At 59.4% G+C, this 19,863-nt stretch carries 15 protein-coding genes, 4 tRNA genes and 1 pseudogene; 14 read left to right on the top strand and 6 right to left on the bottom strand.

Annotated features, from left to right (window positions below):
• Window positions 1–10: 10 nt before the first annotated feature.
• From E8K88_RS16990 to nadA, 8 genes are all read left to right on the top strand, one after another.
• Window positions 11–268, top strand: a complete 258-nt coding sequence (locus E8K88_RS16990; protein WP_205880117.1) for a DUF3088 family protein — start codon at window positions 11–13, stop codon at window positions 266–268.
• Between the two features lie 136 nt (window positions 269–404).
• Entirely contained in the window at window positions 405–1,493 is a 1,089-nt protein-coding gene (locus tag E8K88_RS16985) for an ABC transporter ATP-binding protein (protein WP_136407865.1), read from the top strand.
• An 83-nt stretch (window positions 1,494–1,576) separates the two neighbouring features.
• The gene (locus tag E8K88_RS16980; protein ID WP_136407864.1) at window positions 1,577–2,881 is read left to right on the top strand and encodes an ABC transporter substrate-binding protein; all 1,305 of its coding nucleotides are present in this window, start codon (window positions 1,577–1,579) and stop codon (window positions 2,879–2,881) included.
• Window positions 2,882–3,005: 124 nt separating this feature from the next.
• Window positions 3,006–3,896 carry a carbohydrate ABC transporter permease gene (locus E8K88_RS16975; protein WP_136407874.1) on the top strand — a complete coding sequence of 297 codons (891 nt, stop codon included), beginning with the start codon at window positions 3,006–3,008 and terminating at the stop codon, window positions 3,894–3,896.
• On the top strand, window positions 3,893–4,726 hold the full coding sequence (locus E8K88_RS16970; protein ID WP_136407863.1) for a carbohydrate ABC transporter permease: 834 nt from the start codon (window positions 3,893–3,895) through the stop codon (window positions 4,724–4,726). The genes E8K88_RS16975 and E8K88_RS16970 overlap by 4 nt, the downstream gene beginning before the upstream one ends.
• 19 nt (window positions 4,727–4,745) lie before the next feature.
• A complete protein-coding gene (locus tag E8K88_RS16965; protein ID WP_136407862.1) occupies window positions 4,746–5,606 on the top strand; it encodes an endonuclease/exonuclease/phosphatase family protein in 861 nt (286 codons plus the stop codon).
• 130 nt (window positions 5,607–5,736) lie between these two features.
• Complete coding sequence (gene nadC, locus E8K88_RS16960) at window positions 5,737–6,600, top strand: carboxylating nicotinate-nucleotide diphosphorylase (protein ID WP_136407861.1); 864 nt, start codon at window positions 5,737–5,739, stop codon at window positions 6,598–6,600.
• 82 nt (window positions 6,601–6,682) lie between these two features.
• Window positions 6,683–7,870 carry a quinolinate synthase NadA gene (gene nadA, locus E8K88_RS16955; RefSeq protein ID WP_136407860.1) on the top strand — a complete coding sequence of 396 codons (1,188 nt, stop codon included), beginning with the start codon at window positions 6,683–6,685 and terminating at the stop codon, window positions 7,868–7,870.
• A gap of 244 nt (window positions 7,871–8,114) precedes the next feature.
• Here the strand turns inward: nadA and E8K88_RS16950 are convergent, their stop codons facing one another.
• The 3 genes from E8K88_RS16950 to E8K88_RS16940 form a co-directional block, all read right to left on the bottom strand.
• Window positions 8,115–8,765: an alanyl-tRNA editing protein gene (locus E8K88_RS16950; protein ID WP_240754579.1), complete on the bottom strand. Its 651-nt coding sequence runs from the start codon at window positions 8,763–8,765 to the stop codon at window positions 8,115–8,117.
• A gap of 167 nt (window positions 8,766–8,932) precedes the next feature.
• Window positions 8,933–9,008: transfer RNA gene (locus E8K88_RS16945), tRNA-Gly, on the bottom strand.
• A gap of 71 nt (window positions 9,009–9,079) precedes the next feature.
• A tRNA-Gly gene (locus E8K88_RS16940) sits at window positions 9,080–9,155 on the bottom strand.
• Between the two features lie 271 nt (window positions 9,156–9,426).
• On the opposite strand from E8K88_RS16940, the pseudogene E8K88_RS16935 reads away from it, so the two are divergent.
• From E8K88_RS16935 to E8K88_RS16910, 6 genes and pseudogenes are all read left to right on the top strand, one after another.
• Window positions 9,427–9,804, top strand: a pseudogene (locus tag E8K88_RS16935) (RNA-binding S4 domain-containing protein); the annotation flags it as partial.
• A 343-nt stretch (window positions 9,805–10,147) separates the two neighbouring features.
• Window positions 10,148–10,729: a hypothetical protein gene (locus E8K88_RS18195; protein ID WP_205880116.1), complete on the top strand. Its 582-nt coding sequence runs from the start codon at window positions 10,148–10,150 to the stop codon at window positions 10,727–10,729.
• 256 nt (window positions 10,730–10,985) lie between these two features.
• The gene (gene miaB, locus E8K88_RS16925) at window positions 10,986–12,329 is read left to right on the top strand and encodes a tRNA (N6-isopentenyl adenosine(37)-C2)-methylthiotransferase MiaB (RefSeq protein WP_136407859.1); all 1,344 of its coding nucleotides are present in this window, start codon (window positions 10,986–10,988) and stop codon (window positions 12,327–12,329) included.
• On the top strand, window positions 12,329–13,441 hold the full coding sequence (locus E8K88_RS16920) for a metallophosphoesterase (protein WP_136407858.1): 1,113 nt from the start codon (window positions 12,329–12,331) through the stop codon (window positions 13,439–13,441). Before miaB ends, E8K88_RS16920 begins: the two co-directional genes overlap by 1 nt.
• 179 nt (window positions 13,442–13,620) lie before the next feature.
• Window positions 13,621–16,098 carry a YgiQ family radical SAM protein gene (locus E8K88_RS16915; RefSeq protein WP_136407857.1) on the top strand — a complete coding sequence of 826 codons (2,478 nt, stop codon included), beginning with the start codon at window positions 13,621–13,623 and terminating at the stop codon, window positions 16,096–16,098.
• 370 nt (window positions 16,099–16,468) lie between these two features.
• Complete coding sequence (locus E8K88_RS16910; RefSeq protein WP_136407856.1) at window positions 16,469–18,037, top strand: multicopper oxidase family protein; 1,569 nt, start codon at window positions 16,469–16,471, stop codon at window positions 18,035–18,037.
• Between the two features lie 265 nt (window positions 18,038–18,302).
• Here the strand turns inward: E8K88_RS16910 and E8K88_RS16905 are convergent, their stop codons facing one another.
• The 3 genes from E8K88_RS16905 to E8K88_RS16895 all read right to left on the bottom strand — a co-directional run bounded on the left by E8K88_RS16905 (window position 18,303) and on the right by E8K88_RS16895 (window position 19,744).
• A complete protein-coding gene (locus tag E8K88_RS16905; protein ID WP_136407855.1) occupies window positions 18,303–19,343 on the bottom strand; it encodes a threonine aldolase family protein in 1,041 nt (346 codons plus the stop codon).
• A 197-nt stretch (window positions 19,344–19,540) separates the two neighbouring features.
• Window positions 19,541–19,617, bottom strand: a tRNA-Asp gene (locus E8K88_RS16900).
• Between the two features lie 52 nt (window positions 19,618–19,669).
• Window positions 19,670–19,744, bottom strand: a tRNA-Glu gene (locus E8K88_RS16895).
• Between the last annotated feature and the right edge of the window lie 119 nt (window positions 19,745–19,863).

The raw sequence follows: 19,863 nt of genomic DNA, 5'->3' as shown, positions 1-19,863 counted from the left end.
CTGCCCTTTTTTGCTGCAACCCGGTTTTGACGACGAGAAGCAACCAGGCAAAAAATTCTTTTGCCCATCCAGCACCTTGATCGAAGGCGTATTGGCCGTGTATCCACAGTTGAAAAAAATCACCGTTGAACGTGTGCCCTTCCCTCGCCCACGCCAGGCGGTGATTGCCGCAGCTGCAAAAGCCAACCAAGGCCGCAGCCGGGTATCGGGCAAAGAGCCGCTTGCCGCGTACTTAGCCGAAACCTATGGGATTGATGGGGCGCATTAAAAGCCTGCCTCACACTGCGTTCAACACGCGCGAAGCAAAATTCAATGCGGCATGAATGATTACATTCATGCCGCATTTTTGTCATCTTGAATTCTTAGACTGATCGGTCTTTCAGGTTCGATACGTCTGGGCATTCATGATTGAGTTAAAAGGCATTGCCAAATCCTGGGGCGATACCACCGCTTTGCAGGCGATTGATTTAGCCATCGCACCCGCCTCGTTTTGCGTCTTGCTAGGCCCATCGGGCTGCGGCAAATCCACGACCTTGCGCATCATCGCCGGGCTGGAGAGTGCCACCAGCGGTCAGGTATTGATCGATGGCATCGATGTCAGCCACGCCGCACCTTCCCAACGCGGCATTGCGATGGTGTTTCAAAACTACGCGCTGTTCCCGCACCTGAGTGTCGAGGGCAACATCGGCTTTGGCCTGGCCGTGCGCAAAATCCCCAAAATCAAGCGCCAGCAGCAAGTGCATGAAGTCGCCGAACTACTGGGTTTAAGCGCGTTGCTGGCGCGCAAGCCCAGCCAGCTCTCAGGCGGCCAGCAGCAACGCGTGGCCTTGGGCCGGGCCCTGGTGGCGGGCACCAAAATCTGCTTGATGGATGAGCCGCTGTCGAATCTGGACGCCAAGCTCAGGCAGGAGATGCGCCACGAATTGCGCCAGCTCCAGCAGCAGCTGGAATTGACCGTGGTCTATGTCACCCATGACCAAGCCGAAGCCATGAGCATGGCCGACCAGGTCGTCTTGCTCAACCATGGCCGAATCGAGCAAGACAGCCCGGCGCGGCAAATGTACAGCGCGCCTGCCAGCACATTTGCCGCCCGCTTTATTGGCACGCCGCCGATGAATGTTGTGCAACTGGCCAAAGGCTGCATTGCTGGCAGCGATGTCGCCGTTGCTGCACCGCCCAACGCCGCACAACTGGGCTTGCGCCCAGAGTGCGTTCGCATCACCCAGCGCCCCCACGAAGCCCTGTGCCGGGCGCAGGTGCGTGCGCTGGAATACCTGGGTGCGGACCTGATTGTGCATTGCGCAATTGGCACACAAACCCTCAGCATTCGCGCCCACGGTGCGCAGCCCGCCCAAATTGGCGACTGGCTGCCATTGCACTGGCTGGATGTAGACCGGCACTTCTTTAATGCCCGTGGCGAGCGCATCGCCCAAGCAATGCCATTGGCCGCTGTGGCCCCGATGGCTGCGCCTGAGCTCACTGCGGCGGCATAAAACGCTGGCGTACTTCTGCGCCTCGCTGCTCCTCGCTTTGCGCTTTTCACCCTCCCTGTTCCTTTTGCCATTTACTTGCCAACATGCAACGCCACACCTTTCTCAAACTCTTCAGCGCTGCGGCGCTGGCCTCGCTCGGCCTCACGCTTGGTGCCTCTGCTGCACTGGCCCAAACCAGCCAGAGCATTCCCTTTTTCTACCCAGTGAATGTCGGCGGCCCGATCAATAAAATCGTTGACGACTTCGCCAGCAGCTTCAATGCCAGCCACCCCGGTTCGCGCATTGAGCCGATTTACTCCGGCAATTACCAGGAAACCTTGGTCAAGGCGCTGACGGGCTTCAAGTCGGGCACGCCGCCAGTCACCGCCGTGCTGCTGTCAACCGATATGTACACGCTGATCGACGAGGACGCGATCGTGCCCTTCGACGGCTTCATCAAAACCGATGCCGACCGTGCCTGGCTGAGCGGCTTCTACCCGGCCTTCATGAAAAACAGCCAGGCCGAAGGAAAAACCTGGGGCATCCCGTTTCAGCGCTCGACGGTGGTGATTTACTGGAACAAGGACTTGTTCAAGGAAGCCGGGCTTGATCCAGACAAAGGGCCCAGCAACTGGCAAGAGCTGCGCGACTACGCGCAAAAGCTCACCAAAAAAGACGCACGCGGCAATGTCACGACGTGGGGTGTGCAAATTCCGTCCAGCGGTTTTCCGTACTGGATGTTCCAGACGCTGACCACACCCAACGATGTGGAGCTGATCAACGACCGCGGCACGGCCGTGAACCTGGACAACCCCAAATCGATTGAAGCGCTGCAATACTGGGTCGATTTGACCAAGGACGGCCTGCACCCTCCTGGTGTGGTCGAATGGGGCACAACACCCAAGGATTTTTTTGAGAAAAAAGCCGCAATCATCGTCACCACCACCGGCAACCTGACCAATATCCGCAACAACGCGGGCTTTGATTTTGGCGTCGGCCCGATTCCCGGCAACCGCCTCCAAGGCGGCTCACCCACCGGCGGCGGCAACTTCTACATTTTCAAGAAAACCACGCCCGAGCAGCAGCAAGCCGCGTTTGACTTTATCCGCTGGGTCACGACGCCCGAGCGCGCTGCGCAGTGGAGCATTGACACCGGTTACGCCGCAACCTCGCAAGCCGCGTACGACACGGATGTGCTGAGCCAGTACGGCAAGGAATTTCCTGCTGCGCTGGTGGCGCGCGACCAGTTGCCGATTTCGGTCGCTGAATTTTCGACCTATGACAACCAGCGCGTGACCAAGGTGCTCAACGATGCGCTGCAAGCGGCTTTGACCGGCAGCAAAACGCCAGAAAAAGCGCTGCAAGACGCGCAGCAGGAAGCGACACGTTTGCTGCGCGCCTACCAGTAAGCCGTTTCGCGCTTTGCCCCGCCCCGGCGTGGTGGATCACCATGCCGGGGATTGAATGGGCAGCAGCGCTGCGTATGCACCGGCCGATATTCCACGCGCACGGCCCACCAGTATCCGAATCACCATGACCTCTGCCCAACCAGCCAACCATTTAAAAGCCGTTTACGCCTGGCTGATGCTCTTGCCTGCCATGCTGATCCTGCTGGCCTTCACGCACTGGCCCGCAGTGACCACCTTGGTCAACAGTTTCTACTCCACGCCCAAAGGCCGCCGCGCCGCCGTCTGGGTCGGGCCAGAGAATTACCAAACGATGCTGGCCGATCCGATTTTCTGGCAAGCCATGGTCAACAACCTCTGGTATGCGGGCGTCAGCATTCCGCTGTCGATCGCCTTGGCTTTGCTCATGGCCTTGTGGGTACACCAGCGCATGCTGGGCCGCGCTTGGCTGCGCATGGCGTTTTTCACGCCCACCGTGTTGCCGATGATAGCGGTGGCCAATATCTGGCTGTTTTTCTTCACACCGCAGTACGGCTTGCTCGAACGCCTGACGCTGTGGCTGGGCTTTGGCTCGCACAACTGGCTGGGGGATCCCAGCACCGCTCTGGGCGCGGTGATATGGGTTGCGGTGTGGAAAGAAGCGGGCCTGTTCATGATTTTCTATCTGGCTGCGCTGCAAAGCCTGAACCCCAGCTTGCGCGAAGCCGCCGCGATTGAAGGCGCATCACGCTGGGCATTTTTCTGGCGCGTGCAATGGCCCTTGCTGATGCCAACCACCTTGTTTGTATTGGTGAATTCCATCATCAACGCGTTTCGCACTGTTGACCATTTGTTTGTGATGACCAAGGGCGGGCCCGACAACGCGACCATGCTGCTGCTCTACCACTTGTATGAGGTGGGCTTTCGCTACTGGGACACGGCCGCGGCCGCCACCTTGACGGTGGTGATCATCGCTATTCTTGTGGGCGCGACCTTGCTGCAATTTTTCACGCTGGACAAAAAGGTGCACTACCAATGAGCCACCACGCCCAAGCACCGCTGTACAACGCCACCAGTTGGCTGGACACCGTCGCCGCATGGCTGATGGCCTTGTTGTGGGTCTTGCCTTTGCTGTTTGCGATCTGGACCGCCGTGCACCCGGCCGAATACGCGGCGCGCTTTGACTGGAGCGCCCCCTTGACGCTGGACAACTTCCGCAACGCCTGGCAGGCCGCGCCATTTGCGCGCTATTTTCTCAACACCAGCATATTGGTCATAGGAATTTTGGCCGTGCAAATGGTGCTCAGCACCTTGGCTGCTTACGCGTTTGCGCGCTTTGCCTTTGCGGGCCGCGACATCGCGTTTGCCTTGGTCTTGGTGCAGTTGACTGTGATGCCCGACTTGTTGCTGGTAGAGAACTACAAAACGATCAGCGCACTGGGCTTGATCGACAGCCTATGGGCGATTGGCCTGCCGTACTTTGCCTCGGCTTTTGCCATTTTCTTGCTGCGCCAGGCCTTTATGGGCGTGCCCAAGGAATTGGTCGAAGCCGCCCGCATGGAAGGCGCGAATGCCTTGCAAATCCTGTGGCGCGTTTACGTGCCGCTGGCCAAGCCAGTCTATATCGCGTTTGGTTTGGTTTCGGTCAGCTACCACTGGAACAATTTTCTGTGGCCGCTGATTGTCACCAACAGCGTGCAATCGCGCACCCTCACGGTGGGGCTGCAGGTGTTTTCGTCGGTAGAGCAAGGCATTGACTGGGCGATCATCAGCGCTGCGACCTTGATGACCTCGGCCCCTTTGCTGATTGGCTTTTTACTGTTCCAGCGCCAGTTTGTGCAAAGCTTTATGCGCGCTGGCATCAAATGAACACCAGCGAGAAAAAACCATGAACATCATCACCTGGAACACCCAATGGTGCTGCGGTATAGACGGCCTTGTCAGCCCACAGCGCCTGATTGAACACGCCCGCAGCATGGCCGATTTTGATGTCCTGTGCCTGCAAGAAATCGCCGACAACTACCCGCATTTGCAAGGCCAAGCCGGTCTGAATCAAGCCGCACAAATCGCCGCATTACTGCCCGACTTTCAGGTCTTTTTTGGCGCAGCCGTGCACCGTTTCACACCGGATGGCCAAGCCCAGCGCTTCGGTAACCTGATTGCCACGCGCTTGCCGCCACTGCAGGTGCAGCACCATGCACTGCCGTACCCGGCCGATCCTGGCGTTGCCAGCATGCCGCGCATGTGTACCAGTGTTAGCGTGCACACACCCCACTTGGGTGCAGTGACCATCATGACCACGCACCTGGAGTATTACTCGCACTTGCAGCGCAGCGCCCAGGTCGAGGCCTTGCGGGCTCTGTTACAGCAATCCACCATCCAAGCGCAACAGCCTCCGCTGGACAGTGCCGAGCACGCAGGCACGCCTTTTGCGCCCGTCCAGCCCGCAGCGCATGCCGTACTGTGCGGGGATTTCAACCTTAGCCCAACCGAGGCCGAATACACCCGCCTGCAAACAGCACCCGACGGCGGCGATGAGCACTGGTATGACGCCTGGCCCCTGTGCCAAGGCCAGCAAGCACACACGCCAACATTTCGCTTGTTTGACCGGCGCTATGGGCCCGAACCAGTCAGCTGTGATTTCTTTTTTGTCAGCCAGTCGCTGCGCTCGCATGTCCAGAGCATTCGGGTCGATGCCCAAACACAGGCGTCTGATCACCAACCGGTGTTGTTGACGCTGGCCCTTTAAAGCCGCCCATCAAGGCCACGCACAAGCCAAAGCAAGCTGTTCTTTTGCCAGCTACCGGCCTACTGCGAATGGCGCGTCTGATTTATACTCAATATGAGTACAATAAGGCATTTCCATTCCACATCTACCCATGTCCACTGCATTGCTCCCCCTCTCACCCCTGCCCCGCATCATGCTGGAGCCGATTGTTCGCGCGACCTTGCTGGAAGATTTAGGCCGCAGCGGCGACATCACCAGCAACGCCATCGTGCCGCCCGATGCCCAAGCCCAATTGCAGCTGCGCGCCCGTGAAGCCGGAGTTTTAGCCGGACTGGATTTGGCTGAGCTGGCATTTCACTTGATTGACCCGGCCCTCCATTTCAAAGCCCATTTGACTGATGGCGCGCGCCTGTCGCCTGGCGATTGCATTGCCGACATCAGCGGCAGCGCCCGCGCAATCCTGACGGCTGAGCGCACCGCCTTGAATCTGCTGGGCATGCTCAGTGGCGTGGCCAGCGTCACCGCCCGCATTGCGGATGCGATTGCGCCGCATGGCAGCCGCCTGACCTGTACACGCAAAACCTTGCCGGGCCTGCGCGCCTTGCAAAAGTACGCCGTGCGCGTGGGCGGTGGCAGCAACCACCGCTTTGGACTGGACGATGCGATCCTGATCAAGGACAACCACATCGCCATTGCTGGCGACCTGCCCACGGCCGTCAAGCGCGCCCAGGCCGCAGCCGGCCATATGGTGCAGATTGAAGTCGAGGTCGACACGCTCGCGCAACTGGAGCAGGCGCTGGATTTGAATGTCGCCATCGTGCTGCTTGACAACATGGACCTGCCGACCTTACGACAGGCAGTTGCAATGGCCAAAGGCCGGGCCGTCACCGAAGCATCGGGACGCGTGAATGCAACCACCGCGCCTGCGATAGCAGCGACTGGCGTCGATTTGATTGCCGTGGGTTGGATCACCCACAGCGCGCCGGTGCTGGATATTGGCTTGGATGTGGCCTAGAAAAACTCTGTAAAACTCCCGCAATGCGCTTTTTTAAACCCATTAATACTCAGAACGAGCAAAATAATTTCAAGGATGCACGATGACCGCAACCACCGCCAGCGCCACAGAACAGAAATGGTTTGATTACGACCACCCGCAGCAGGAGGCGCACACGCCAACGCCTTCTAAAGAAAGCGGCGCATCATGCTCCGCCGTCGGTTGGGCCTGGGCACGGGTGCCCGCCACCTTGCACAAGGCCGAGCGCGAAGCCTTGCTGACCCGCATTCGCCAGTTGCTGGTGCGTGAAAATGCAGTCTTGGTCGCGCATTACTACGTCGATGCCGACCTGCAGGATTTGGCGCGCGAGACCGGCGGCTGCGTCGGCGACTCACTGGAAATGGCGCGCTTTGGCCGCAACCATGCGGCCAGCACCATCGTCGTGGCCGGGGTGCGCTTCATGGGCGAGACCGCCAAAATTCTGGGCATGCACAAGCGCGTACTGATGCCCGATCTGGAGGCGACCTGCTCGCTGGATCTGGGTTGCCCCGCCGAAGCGTTCGCGCAGTTCTGCGATGCGCACCCGGACCGCACCGTCGTGGTGTATGCAAACACCAGCGCCGCCGTCAAAGCACGCGCCGATTGGGTGGTCACCTCGTCGATTGGCTTGGAAATCGTCACCCACCTGCACCAGCGCGGTGAAAAAATTCTGTGGGCGCCCGATAGGCATCTGGGCCATTACATCCAGCAGCAAACTGGTGCGGACATGCTGATGTGGCAGGGCTCGTGCATGGTGCACAACGAATTCAAAGGCCATGAATTGGAAGGCCTGCGCGCCCAGTACCCAACGGCCAAAGTGCTGGTACACCCAGAATCGCCTCAAGCAGTGGTGGCGCAAGCCGATGTGGTGGGCTCAACCTCCCGGCTGATTCAAGCTGCTGTGGAGCTGGATGCGACGCACTTCATCGTCGCCACGGACCAGGGCATTCTGCATGAAATGCGTGCCCGCGCGCCGGGCAAAACCTTTCTGCCTGCGCCTACCGCCGGCAATAGCGCAACCTGCAAAAGCTGCGCGCTATGCCCTTGGATGGCGATGAATGGCTTGGCTGGCGTCGCACAGGTGCTGGAGCACGGCACAGGGGCCATTGAACTGGACGCGGAGCTGGCCAAGCTGGCCAGTCGACCGATTGCCCGCATGCTGGACTTCGCTGCGGCCCACAAAGCGCAGGTAAAAACAAGTGGCGATATCGAGCAAGACATGGCATTGTTCAGCCATGTAGGCGCCGCTTGAGTGAAGCACGGGAACTAGGAACATACGCATTTGGGCCAGGCTGGAACGATGCGGCGGAGCGTGCTGCAAGACGTGCATGGCCCTGCCTCGTCAGCGCAGCGCTTGATTGATACAAGCGCCGGTCATGCTGGTGACCTGAGCCGGCAGTGACAACCAGCGCAGCCGCCACCAAATACGCGGCGGCGCTGGAGCGCCACACTGTGCCCACGCCAGCAACTTGGCGCACATGGGCGCACTCTTGGGATCAGACCACCTTGTAGTGCACCGTCAACTGCCCTTTTTTCAATTGCACGGACTGCACCTGCAAACCCTGTAACTGCGCAGTGGATGCCACATGCGTGCCGCCGCATCCGTAAGGCGCGAAATCGCCAAAACCCACTTGCCGAAACTGCTGCTCATCGATGTGCACATGGCGCGGCAGTTCAAGAGCGATTTGCTCGTCGCACAGGCGCTGAACTGCATCAGCGTCCAATGGCTGGGCCTGCTCAATCGGTTTAAAGACCACACGCGCATCAGCCGGCCAGTGCTGTGCTTTGATCGGCCGCCAGTGTTGCAGCTCCATCACATGGCCAATCAAATGGCCTGCCGAATGCAGGCGTGAATGCAGCTGCCGCGGCAAGGCCTGGACTTGCGCGAAGACCGGGCCCACTGCCAGCGCCTGGGGCAGATAGTGGACAACCTCCTGAGCGACCAGCTCAACCCCCAATACCTCAAGCCCGCCCAACAGGCCTTGATCTGCAGGCTGGCCACCGCCTTGCGGGTGAAATGGCGTGGCATTGAGAATGGTGCCAAAGCGGCCATCGGCAAGTGGCTGGCATTGCAGCACCTGCACATTCGCCTCCAGCGTTTCATTGTCCCAGTACAGCTTGTCGGTCATCGTGTGATTTTCTGGCAAAAGCACGATTGTAGAGCTGCGTACGGCCAACGGTGGCTCGCAGTCGAAGTGGCCCCAAAACGACAAAAGGACCACAATGGGTCCTTTGGATGGGCAGTATTACAAACTGCCTGCACGCTGTATTNCCTTTGGATGGGCAGTATTACAAACTGCCTGCACGCTGTATTTGGAGCGGGAAAACGGGTTCGAACCGTCGACCTATACCTTGGCAAGGTATCGCTCTACCAACTGAGCTATTCCCGCAAAACTGACACTGCGCCAAAACTTGCTTTGGCATCTCTGCTGCTATGTGCGACTACAGCAGAGGAAAAAACTGGAGCGGGAAAACGGGTTCGAACCGTCGACCTATACCTTGGCAAGGTATCGCTCTACCAACTGAGCTATTCCCGCATTGTTCGCATCAGGCAATTGATCGTTGCTGTTTTGCGAAGAAAGGAACTATAGCACAAAGTTTTTAGCCAATTTTCAAATATGCAAAAAAACATGGGCTAAATGGCAATTTCCACCCAGTCGCATCACAGCCAACTTTGTCAGTACGATAGCGTTTTATAAAGACTCCATTCTTGCAACACGCTTCATGGCCCAGCAAAAAAACGCCAGCACCTCCAAACTCAAACAGCGCAGCAACCAGTCTGCCAACACCCCCACAACAGCAGAAGGCATGCGCCTGGACAAGTGGCTGTGGTGCGCACGCTTTTACAAAACCCGCACACTGGCCACTGAAGAAATTGGCAAAGGCCGCATTCAGGTCAACCAAGCAGCCAGCAAAGCCAGCCGTGAAATCAAGGTAGGCGATAGTCTGCAAATCACTCAAGGACCGAGCAAGCGCGTGGTCGTCGTCAAAGCACTCAGCGGCCTGCGCGGCCCTGCGGCCGTGGCGCAGCAGCTGTATGAAGAAACGGCCGAGAGCATCGCACGCCGCTTGCAGCAAAGCGCGCTGCGCCAATTGGCCCCAGAGCCTGCCGACATGCTGCAACACGGCAGACCGACCAAAAAAGACCGCCGCGACATGCAGGACTTCACGACGCGATGGGACGATGAAGACGCGGATGCAGATGCAGGCAGCTGGCAAGAAATAGAGGGCTGCGATACTGAGCGCGAACCCAAACGCGGCGCACTGAACGAGCGCTGGTCTGCCACACACAAGCCATCAGTTCCTTAAAGCCTGCGCCTGGCTGCACAACACCATGCATTCTGTCGCATCCACACCACCACTGGCCTGGTAGTGCGCTAAGCCTTTGATCTGTTTGGGAGCGTCCCTTGTACAATCGAGGCTTGGTTCAAGGCTGCGCGCTGCTGGCCCACCCCGTGGGGCCATCACAGCGCTGGCCTGTGTGCAAATACAATCATTTTTACTGCCAGACAGCCTCTGGATAAACACCATGATCCGCTGCAAGCACTCCCCACCTTTACAGCCCCAGCTGGCCAAACGCCAGCCGGTAGCTCTCCAGCGCGCGGGCCTGATCGCTGCGCTGGCCTTGGGCCTGTTCGCCAGCCCCAGCTGGGCACAAGTCCAGCCATTGAGCACCGGCTTCAACAGCGTCAATACCGCCAACGCGATGGCACAAGCGCGGGCCTTTCCGCATCAATCGCTGTTTGGCACCCTGGTCGTTACCGACGCATCAAATGCCAGCATCAATGGCAAGCCGTACCGCGTCGCTCCTGGTATGCGCCTGTTCTCGCAAAACAACACCCTGGTCAACGTCAACCTCGTCGCAGGCGAACGCCTGAAAGTGCGTTACCTGATGGAGACGGCCACCGGCATGCTGCAAACGGCCTGGGTGCTGCGCGAGTCGGAAATACCGCCGCGCCGTTTCTTTGGCCTGTTTGGTCCAGACACCCAGGACCCGCAAGAGATTCAAACCGGTCCACTGGGCGTAGGACTGAGCAAAAGCGGTGATGCCGCAAACACCAGCCGTGCCGCCAGTACTGCCAGCGGCAATGCCGCACTGGGCGGGCGCTAAACACTACCGATTGTTTTTTGACAACGTTGCCGCCGCTCTTGCGCATTACCCGGTGACGCGGTCTTCGGTGACGTGGTCTTGATTGCCAGCAATGGGTGCATGGCCGTACGATACGCGATGCAAGGCCGCTCCCACGGCCAGCCCCGTCTTAGCCCGCCCGTTAGCCCGTCCGCCGCAGCGCAGGCAGTGTGTTCTGCCGTTAGTTTGTTCTTTGTTTTTTCTGCCTGATCGCTCCGCTGAGCAATGCCCCACTGCTATGACAAAAAAAGTATTTATTAAAACCTTTGGTTGCCAAATGAACGAGTACGACTCGGACAAGATGGCCGACCTGATGCACGCCACCGACGGCTATGAAAAAACGGATAACGTCGAAGAAGCCGACCTGATTCTGTTCAATACCTGCTCGGTGCGCGAAAAAGCCCAGGAAAAAGTATTCAGCGACCTGGGCCGCATCAAGCACTTGAAGGCACGTGGCGTGAAAATTGGCGTCGGCGGCTGTGTGGCCAGCCAGGAAGGCGATGCCATCATCAAACGCGCGCCCTTTGTCGATGTGGTGTTTGGCCCGCAAACCCTGCACCGCCTGCCGCAACTGCTGGCTGAGCGTGACACGCAAGCGCGCCCGCAGGTCGACATCTCGTTTCCTGAAATCGAAAAATTCGACAACCTGCCGCCCGCGCGTGTCGAAGGCGCCTCGGCCTTTGTGTCGATCATGGAAGGCTGCAGCAAATATTGCAGCTACTGCGTCGTGCCCTACACCCGCGGCGAAGAGGTCAGCCGCCCATTTGAAGACGTGCTGATTGAAGTGGCCGATCTGGCCAGCCAAGGCGTCAAAGAAATCAACCTGCTGGGCCAGAACGTCAACGCCTACCTGGGCAAAATGGGCGACAGCGGCGAGATTGCCGATTTTGCGCTGCTGCTCGAATACGTGGCTGAAATCCCTGGCATTGAGCGTATCCGCTACACCACCAGCCACCCCAATGAATTCACACCCCGCCTGATTGCCGCCTACGAGAAAATTGACAAGCTGGTCAACCACCTGCACTTGCCGGTGCAACACGGCAGCGACCGTATTTTGATGGCGATGAAGCGCGGCTACACCGCGATGGAATACAAGAGCACGGTGCGCAAGCTGCGCGCCATCCGCCCTGATCTGGCAATGAGCAGCGACTTCATTGTCGGCTTCCCCGGCGAGACCGATGACGACTTCAGCAAGCTGATGAAGCTCATTGATGACGTCGGCTTTGACAACAGCTTCTCGTTCATCTACAGCCCGCGCCCTGGCACACCTGCGGCCAACCTGCACGACGACACACCGCACGAGGTCAAACTCAAGCGCCTGCAGCAAGTACAAGCCGCGATCAATGCCAACCTCAAGCGCATCAGCGAAGCGCGCGTGGGCACCGTGCAGCGCCTGCTGGTTGAGGGCGTGTCCAAGCGCGATGCCGGCGAGCTGATGGGCCGCACCGAGTGCAACCGCGTGGTCAACTTTCCAGCGCCTGAATCGGCCGCACGCCTGATCGGCCAAATGGCCGATGTGCGCATCACCGACGCCATGACCTATACGCTGCGCGGCGAAATCCTCGTGAAGGAAACCATCTGATGCGCGGCGCTGCAGATGCTCCCGAGGCCAGTCTGGTAGCACCGCTGCCAGAAGGCCCGCTGGATATCGTCGGTGATGTGCATGGCGAATGGGATGCCCTGCAGCAATTGCTCGCCCATTTGGGCTACAACAGCGACGGCGTGCACCCGCAAGGGCGCACACTGGTCTTCGTGGGTGACCTGTGCGACCGTGGCCCTGACACGCCTGCGGTGATGGACTGGTTTTGCAATACCTATGCCGCAGGCAACTGCCTGGCGGTGCTGGGCAACCACGAAGTCAACCTGATTCGCGACGACGCCAAGGACGGCGCAGGCTGGTACTTCAGCGCGCGCACCGAACGCGACCGCGCCAAATACGCGCCTTTTGTCGTGGCCTCGCTCGAGCAGCGCGACCGCTACGCCCGCTTGTGCAACAACCTGCCTGTGGCACTGGAGCGCAAGGACCTGCGTATTGTGCATGCAGCTTGGCAAGACGACTCGATTGCACAAGCCAAACAACTGCCGCTGGGCAGTGCCAGACGCCACTACGACGAGTACGAAGCCATCGCCGAGCAACAAGCGCACAATGGCACCTTGATCAGCCGCATTCAGCAGGAAAACGCCTTATGGCCGTATGACGTGGAAGATGGCACACAAGTGCCACCACTGTTGATCGCGCACGGCGAACGCGAGTTGCTCAAGCAAATGACCAACCCGCTCAAGGTACTGACAACCGGCGTCGAAGCAGCCGCGCAAGAGCCCTTTTATGCCGGCGGTAAATGGCGCTTCACCGACCGCCAGGCCTGGTGGAACCAGTACGACGAAGCCACGCCCGTCGTGGTGGGCCATTACTGGCGGCTCTTCAATGCGCCAGCGACTGCAGCGGCACGGCGCGGCAATGCCAAACCAGGCACCAAAGTCGAAGCGGCGCTGTTTGCAGGCATTGCTGGCAACAGCTGGCATGGCCTGCGCAAGAATGTGTTTTGTGTGGACTTCTCGATCGGCGCACGCTGGAGCGAGAGGCTGCAAGGCATGACCGACACCACGCAAAGCCGCTTTCACTTGGCGGCCTTGCGCTGGCCTGAAAAAACCCTGGTACTGGAGAATGGCCAGACCTACGACACCGTGGCTTAGCGCTTGTTCAGCGGTCTCATGACCGCACCACGCACTGGCCACGACCACCACAGAATGGGCGCTCCCTTTGCGGGGCCTTGCCCGTTTGAGCGCCTCCGCTAAAGCGCCTGTTCTCTACAATAGCGAATTAATTGCAAAAGCGTCGCCCTTAGCCACGCAAAAGTTCCACGAGCCTGCCCATGAACGCCCCCGTCGACGTCTCCTTTTTTCCGCGCAATGCCAAGCCGCTGAGCAGCTACCGCCCCTATTGGGCCAAGCGCTTCGGTGTCGCGCCATTTCTGCCCACCACCCGCGCAGAAATGGACCAACTCGGCTGGGACAGCTGTGACATCATCATCGTCACCGGCGATGCGTATGTGGACCACCCCAGCTTTGGCATGTCGGTGATTGGCCGCGTGCTCGAAGCCCAAGGGTTTCGGGTTGGCATCATCGCCCAACCCGACTGGCAAAGCGCCGAGCCTTTCAAAGTCCTGGGCCGCCCGAATATTTTCTGGGGCGTGACAGCTGGCAATATGGACTCGATGATCAACCGCTACACGGCTGATCGCAAAATCCGCAGTGATGATGCCTACACCCCCGGCGACGTCGGTGGCAAGCGCCCCGACCGCGCCGCGATTGTCTACAGCCAGCGCTGCCGTGAAGCCTACAAAGACGTACCGATTGTGCTGGGCGGCATTGAAGGCAGCTTGCGCCGCATTGCCCACTACGACTACTGGAGCGACACCGTGCGCCGCTCGATCGTGGTGGACAGCAAATGCGATTTGCTGCTGTACGGCAATGCCGAGCGCGCCTTGGTTGAAGTGGCCCACCGCCTGGCCAAACGCGAGCCGGTCAGTGCAATCACCGACGTGCGCGGTACGGCCTTTGTACGCCGCCTGCAAGACGATGGCAAAACCTGGTGGGAATTGGACTCGACCGACATTGACACGCCAGGCGTGGTCGAGCCCCACATCAACCCGTATATGACCGTGAGCGAGCAGGCCGAAGCCGCTGGCAGCAGCTGCTCGCGTGATGAACAAGATGCCGCCAAAGGCAATGGTGCCAACGGCATCATCGACCTGAACGCTGACGCAGCTACACCTGATCTGAAAGCCCTGGGCATCAAGTCGGCCGACGGCACAGCCCCGATCCAGTTTCACATCAACCCGACGCTGCAGGGTAAAAACAAACGCGCCTTGCCGCCACGCGGCGAAACCGTGATTCGCCTGCCCTCTTTCGAGCAGGTGAAGGCGGACCCGATTTTGTATGCCCACGCCAACCGCGTGCTGCATTTGGAGACCAATCCCGGCAATGCCCGCGCAATGGTGCAGCGCCACGGCACGGGCGCAACCGCCCGCGACGTCTGGCTGAACCCGCCGCCGATCCCACTGACCACCGCTGAAATGGACATGGTGTTTGGCCTGCCATACGCGCGCAGCCCGCATCCGCGTTACGCTGACGAGCAAGGCAGCCACGATGGCGCAACCAAGATCCCGGCCTGGGAGATGATTCGTACCTCGGTGAACATCATGCGCGGCTGCTTTGGCGGCTGCACCTTCTGCTCCATCACCGAACACGAAGGCCGCATTATTCAAAGCCGCTCGGAAGAATCCATCATTGGTGAGGTCGAAGAAATTCGCGACAAGGTCAAAGACTTCAAAGGCATCATCTCCGACCTGGGTGGTCCGACTGCCAATATGTACCGCCTGGGCTGCAAATCGCCTGAGGTCGAGGCCGCTTGCCGCAAGCCCTCGTGCGTATTTCCAGGCATTTGCCCGAACCTGCACACCGACCACAATCCGCTGATCAAAATCTACCGCCGTGCGCGCCAGCTCAAAGGCATTAAAAAAATCTTGATTGGTTCGGGCCTGCGCTATGACCTGGCGGTCGAGTCGCCCGAATACGTCAAAGAACTGGTGCAGCACCACGTGGGGGGCTATTTGAAAATCGCCCCTGAGCACACCGAAGCCGGTCCACTGGGCAAAATGATGAAGCCCGGTATTGGCAGCTACGACCGCTTCAAGCAAATGTTCGAGCAGTACTCAGCCGAAGCAGGCAAAAAGCAGTACCTGATCCCCTACTTCATTGCCGCCCACCCGGGCACCAGCGATGAAGACATGATGAACCTGGCGATCTGGCTCAAACGCAACGGCTTTCGCGCCGACCAGGTACAAACCTTCTACCCCAGCCCGATGGCCACAGCGACGGCCATGTACCACAGTGGCCGCAATCCGCTCACACGCGTGCGCCGCTGGATGCGCGACAAGCAAGAAGAGCAGGTCGAAATCGTGCGGGGCGAAAAGCAACGCCGACTGCACAAGGCTTTCTTGCGCTACCACGACCCGAACAACTGGCCCATGCTGCGCCAGGCCCTCAAGGACATGGGCCGCAGCGACTTGATCGGCAATGGCAAACAACACCTGATTCCGACCTACCAACCGCTCACCGATGGCAGTTACAAGAGCGCCCGCCGCAGCAATTCGACAACCAACGTCGAAGCCAAGAGCTTCACGCGTGCAGGCGCCCCAGGCATGAAAACCTACGCGGCCAAAACTGGCAAGCCACGCACAACGTCTGCGCCAGCACCTGGCAAGATCCTGACGCAACACACCGGTTTGCCACCACGCGCTGGCGTAACCGGCAACAAGGCGCGCAACCAAAGCAAGCGCCGCCCTTGAGGGAGCGGTCCTTGGCGTGGGCATGGCCGTAGGGTGGGCAGGTCTCCTGCCCACGCGGATGGCACCATCTACAACAAGCTGCACGCAGCTCTTGAAAGCGTTATGCAATGCTGCATGTCTAAGCGGCAGCTGGCGTGGGCAGCAAAGCTGCCCACCCTACGCCCCCGGCCCTTGCGCAATCCCGAGTATTCGATTCAAAACCAGAATGGGGGTATGCTTAGCGCCTGTTCATCATCCCGACGCAACCGCGCAGACGTTGGGCAGACTCTAAGTATGCCGCAGCCCTTCATGCAGCGCGGCTCTCTCGTACAGCACACGCTGGGTACACCACTTTCAAGTCCAAGGCGTGCATGGGCCTTGCATGGCGTTTATGTCTTCACTCCCTTTGAATCGTCGTCGCACTCTGTTACTAGGCATGGGTGCAGGTGCTTTGCTAGCGCAGCCTTGGCATCCTTTGCTGGCCAACAGCCCACCCAACCCGATGGCAGCGATGGGCCATGCGGACGACGACATGACGGCTTATTCAGGCCCTACTGAGCTGGCGCCGCTGTCCAGCCTGCCACGCCACCGCCCGCTCAAACCCTTGCCGCGCCTGGCAAACCGTGCGCGCCGCAAGCAGCTGTTTCGCAGCAAACTGGTGGCCGCACCCGCCAATCTCAAACTCGGCTCTCTCCCGCCGACGCGCGTGTTTGCTTACAACCACATGACGCCAGGACCGTTGATTGAGGCGTATGAAGGCGACCGTGTCGAGATCGATTTTTACAACCTGCTGCCCCAGCCCAGCACTGTGCACTGGCACGGCCTGGCGATTCCGGCCGACCAGGACGGCGCGCCACAGGACTTTATTCCAGCTGGGGGCCACCGGCGCTACCACTTCACGCTGCCGCCCGGCAGCGCTGGCACACACTGGTACCACCCGCACCCGCATATGATGACCGCCGAACAGGTTTACCGAGGCCTGGCTGGCGCGTTGATTGTGCGCGACCGCAACGATCCATTGCGGCATTTCCCGGAGCAAGAGCTGTTCATCTCCGACCTCAAAATGGCCGCTGACGGCAGCATTCCGCCAAACGACCGCGAAGACTGGATGAATGGCCGCGAAGGCCAGTTTGTCTTGATCAACGGCCTGCATATGCCTTTGATCACGTTGGTTGGCACGCAGCGCTGGCGCATCTGGAATGCCTGCAGCGCACGCTATTTGAAGCTGAGCCTGGGCGGACTGGAGTTCACGCAAGTGGCCACCGACGGCGGCTTGCTGGCTGCGCCTGTGCGCGGCCTGACCGAACTGCTGCTGGCCCCGGCGGAACGGGCTGAAATCATTGTGACGGCCCCCAGCAGCGGATCTTCGCGCATCCAACTGATTGCCGAGCCTTACGACCGTGGCGCCATGGGCCGGCTGGCTGGCCTCTCACAGCGCCGCGTGCTGGCCGATATCGACATCGTGCACAGCAGCGAGGCCACGCTGGAGATTCCCGAAGTGCTGCGCCCAATCACCGCACTGGGCACGCCTACAGCCGAGCACATGGTGGCGTTCTCGGATTACGTCGATCTGGAAGCCCCACCACCGAGCAACCCCTACGAGCGACCGCAAGACATGCTGTTCCTGGTCAACGGCCAGACCTATGACATGGAGCGTGTAGACATTGAAGGCCGCCTGGGCGAAGTCGAAGAATGGACCGTCATCAACGCCAGTGCCATGGGCATGGAGCACCCATTCCATATCCATGGCGGGCATTTCCAGGTGCTAGAGCGCAACTTCAATGGCGAGACCACGCCCGAGCCCTTCCTGGCCTGGCGCGACACCATCAACATCAAGGCCGGTGAAAGCGTGACGCTGCGCATGCGCATCGACGAGCCGGGTTTGCGCATGTTCCACTGCCATATCCTGGAGCACGAGGACTTGGGCATGATGGGCAATATTCTGGTCAGCCCACCGTAATTCGTCACACCAAGCCACACTGGGGCAGCCTGCTGAATCTGCTGGGTGCGGAGCTCATCGTGTGGCTTATCGCCGCGCCAGTGGGGGCCTTGGAACCTGTTTACGGTCTTTTTCGCCGTCGCGCACCATGCGCGCTGCCGCAGTTGCAATCGTTTGGCGATTTTTTCTGCTGCGGCTCCATTCACACGCGGCATACTGGCGCCTCCAATGCCTACAAACGGGGCTAACGCATCGTTGAGCGGCACTGGAAGTTGTCACAACCCACTCAAAGCAGGCCTGTCAATTGTGCAATAAAGGCCTCAACCTGGTCTGCATCAGTGGCCCAGGAGGTCACCAGGCGCACCACCGAATGCCCAGCCTCGGCAGGGCCCCAGACATAAAACGCAAACGACTGCTGCAAAGCAGTGATGGCAGCATCCGGCACAATCGCAAAGACTTGGTTGGTTTCGGTCTCAGAAGCCAAGCGCCCGCCCGCCGCAACAATACCCGCCGACAAACGCGCCGCCATCTGGTTGGCGTGCGTTGCCAGTGCGGTAAACCATTGGCGCTCACCAAACAGGGCCTGAAACTGGATGCCCAGCACCCGCCCTTTGGCCAGCATGCCGCCACGCTGTTTGATGTGGAAGGCAAAATCCTGGGCCAATGCTGGGTTGCTGACAACAATCGCCTCGCCCAGTAAGGCACCCAGCTTGGTGCCACCAATCCAGAACAAGTCAACCAAGGTGGCGATGTCCTGGAGCGTCGCATCATTGTGAGGTGAAGCCAAGGCCGCGCCCAGGCGCGCACCATCCATGAACAGGTACAAACCGCGCGCCTTGGCCAGCGCCGACAGCGCCTGCAATTCCTCCAGCGTGTAGACAGTGCCGGTTTCAGTGGCGTTCGACAAATACACCAGCTTGGGCTTGGCCATGTGCGGAAAATGCGCATTGGCCTGCAAGGCTTTTTCAATCTGGGCGGGGGTGATCTTGCCGTTAACAGCGGGCACGGTAATCAGTTTGTGCCCGGTGGCCTCAATCGCGCCAGCCTCACGCGCAACGATATGGCCAGACTCCACCGCAATCACCGCCTCATGTGGACGCAGGCAACTGGCAATGCAGATGATATTGGCCATCGTACCGCTGGCGACAAAGTGGATCTCGCCAACAAAATCGGGGCCTAGCTGCGCAGCAATCAAACTGCTTGCAGCTGCGCTGTAGTCGTCAGCGCCATAAGCGGATTGCTGCACCAGGTTGCTGGCGCTTAACGCATTGAGTATCTCTGGATGCGCACCTTCGCTGTAGTCGTCTAAAAAATGGTATTGACGCACTGCCACTGCTGCCTTTCAAACTGCACAAGCGGGGCATTATTGCAGAACAAAGCGCTGTTCACATGGATTGGAGTTGGTGCACCGATACCAGCCAAAGGCAGCAGCCAAGCACCAAAGCAACGAAGCGGCTTGAACATGCGGCGGCAGTCGCGCATAAAAAAAGCCAATGCACACGCATGCATTGGCTTTTGAATCTGTGGCGGAGCGGACGGGACTCGAACCCGCGACCCCCGGCGTGACAGGCCGGTATTCTAACCAACTGAACTACCGCTCCACGGTAGGCAGCTTTTGCTGTGCTGAAACCAGCACAACCAAGTGCTACAACTTGGCGACCCTACGGGGAATCGAACCCCGGTTACCGCCGTGAAAGGGCGATGTCCTAACCGCTAGACGATAGGGTCTAAAGCTTTTGGTATTGGCAACAGCACTCAAACCACTGCAAATACCCGATCAAAAAAAGCCAATGCACCATATGCACTGGCTCATATGTCTGTGGCGGAGCGGACGGGACTCGAACCCG

It is taken from the genome of Lampropedia aestuarii (genome assembly GCF_004803635.1).
GTDB classification, from domain to species: domain Bacteria; phylum Pseudomonadota; class Gammaproteobacteria; order Burkholderiales; family Burkholderiaceae_C; genus Lampropedia; species Lampropedia aestuarii.
This window is presented reverse-complemented; position numbering and strand designations above follow the sequence as displayed.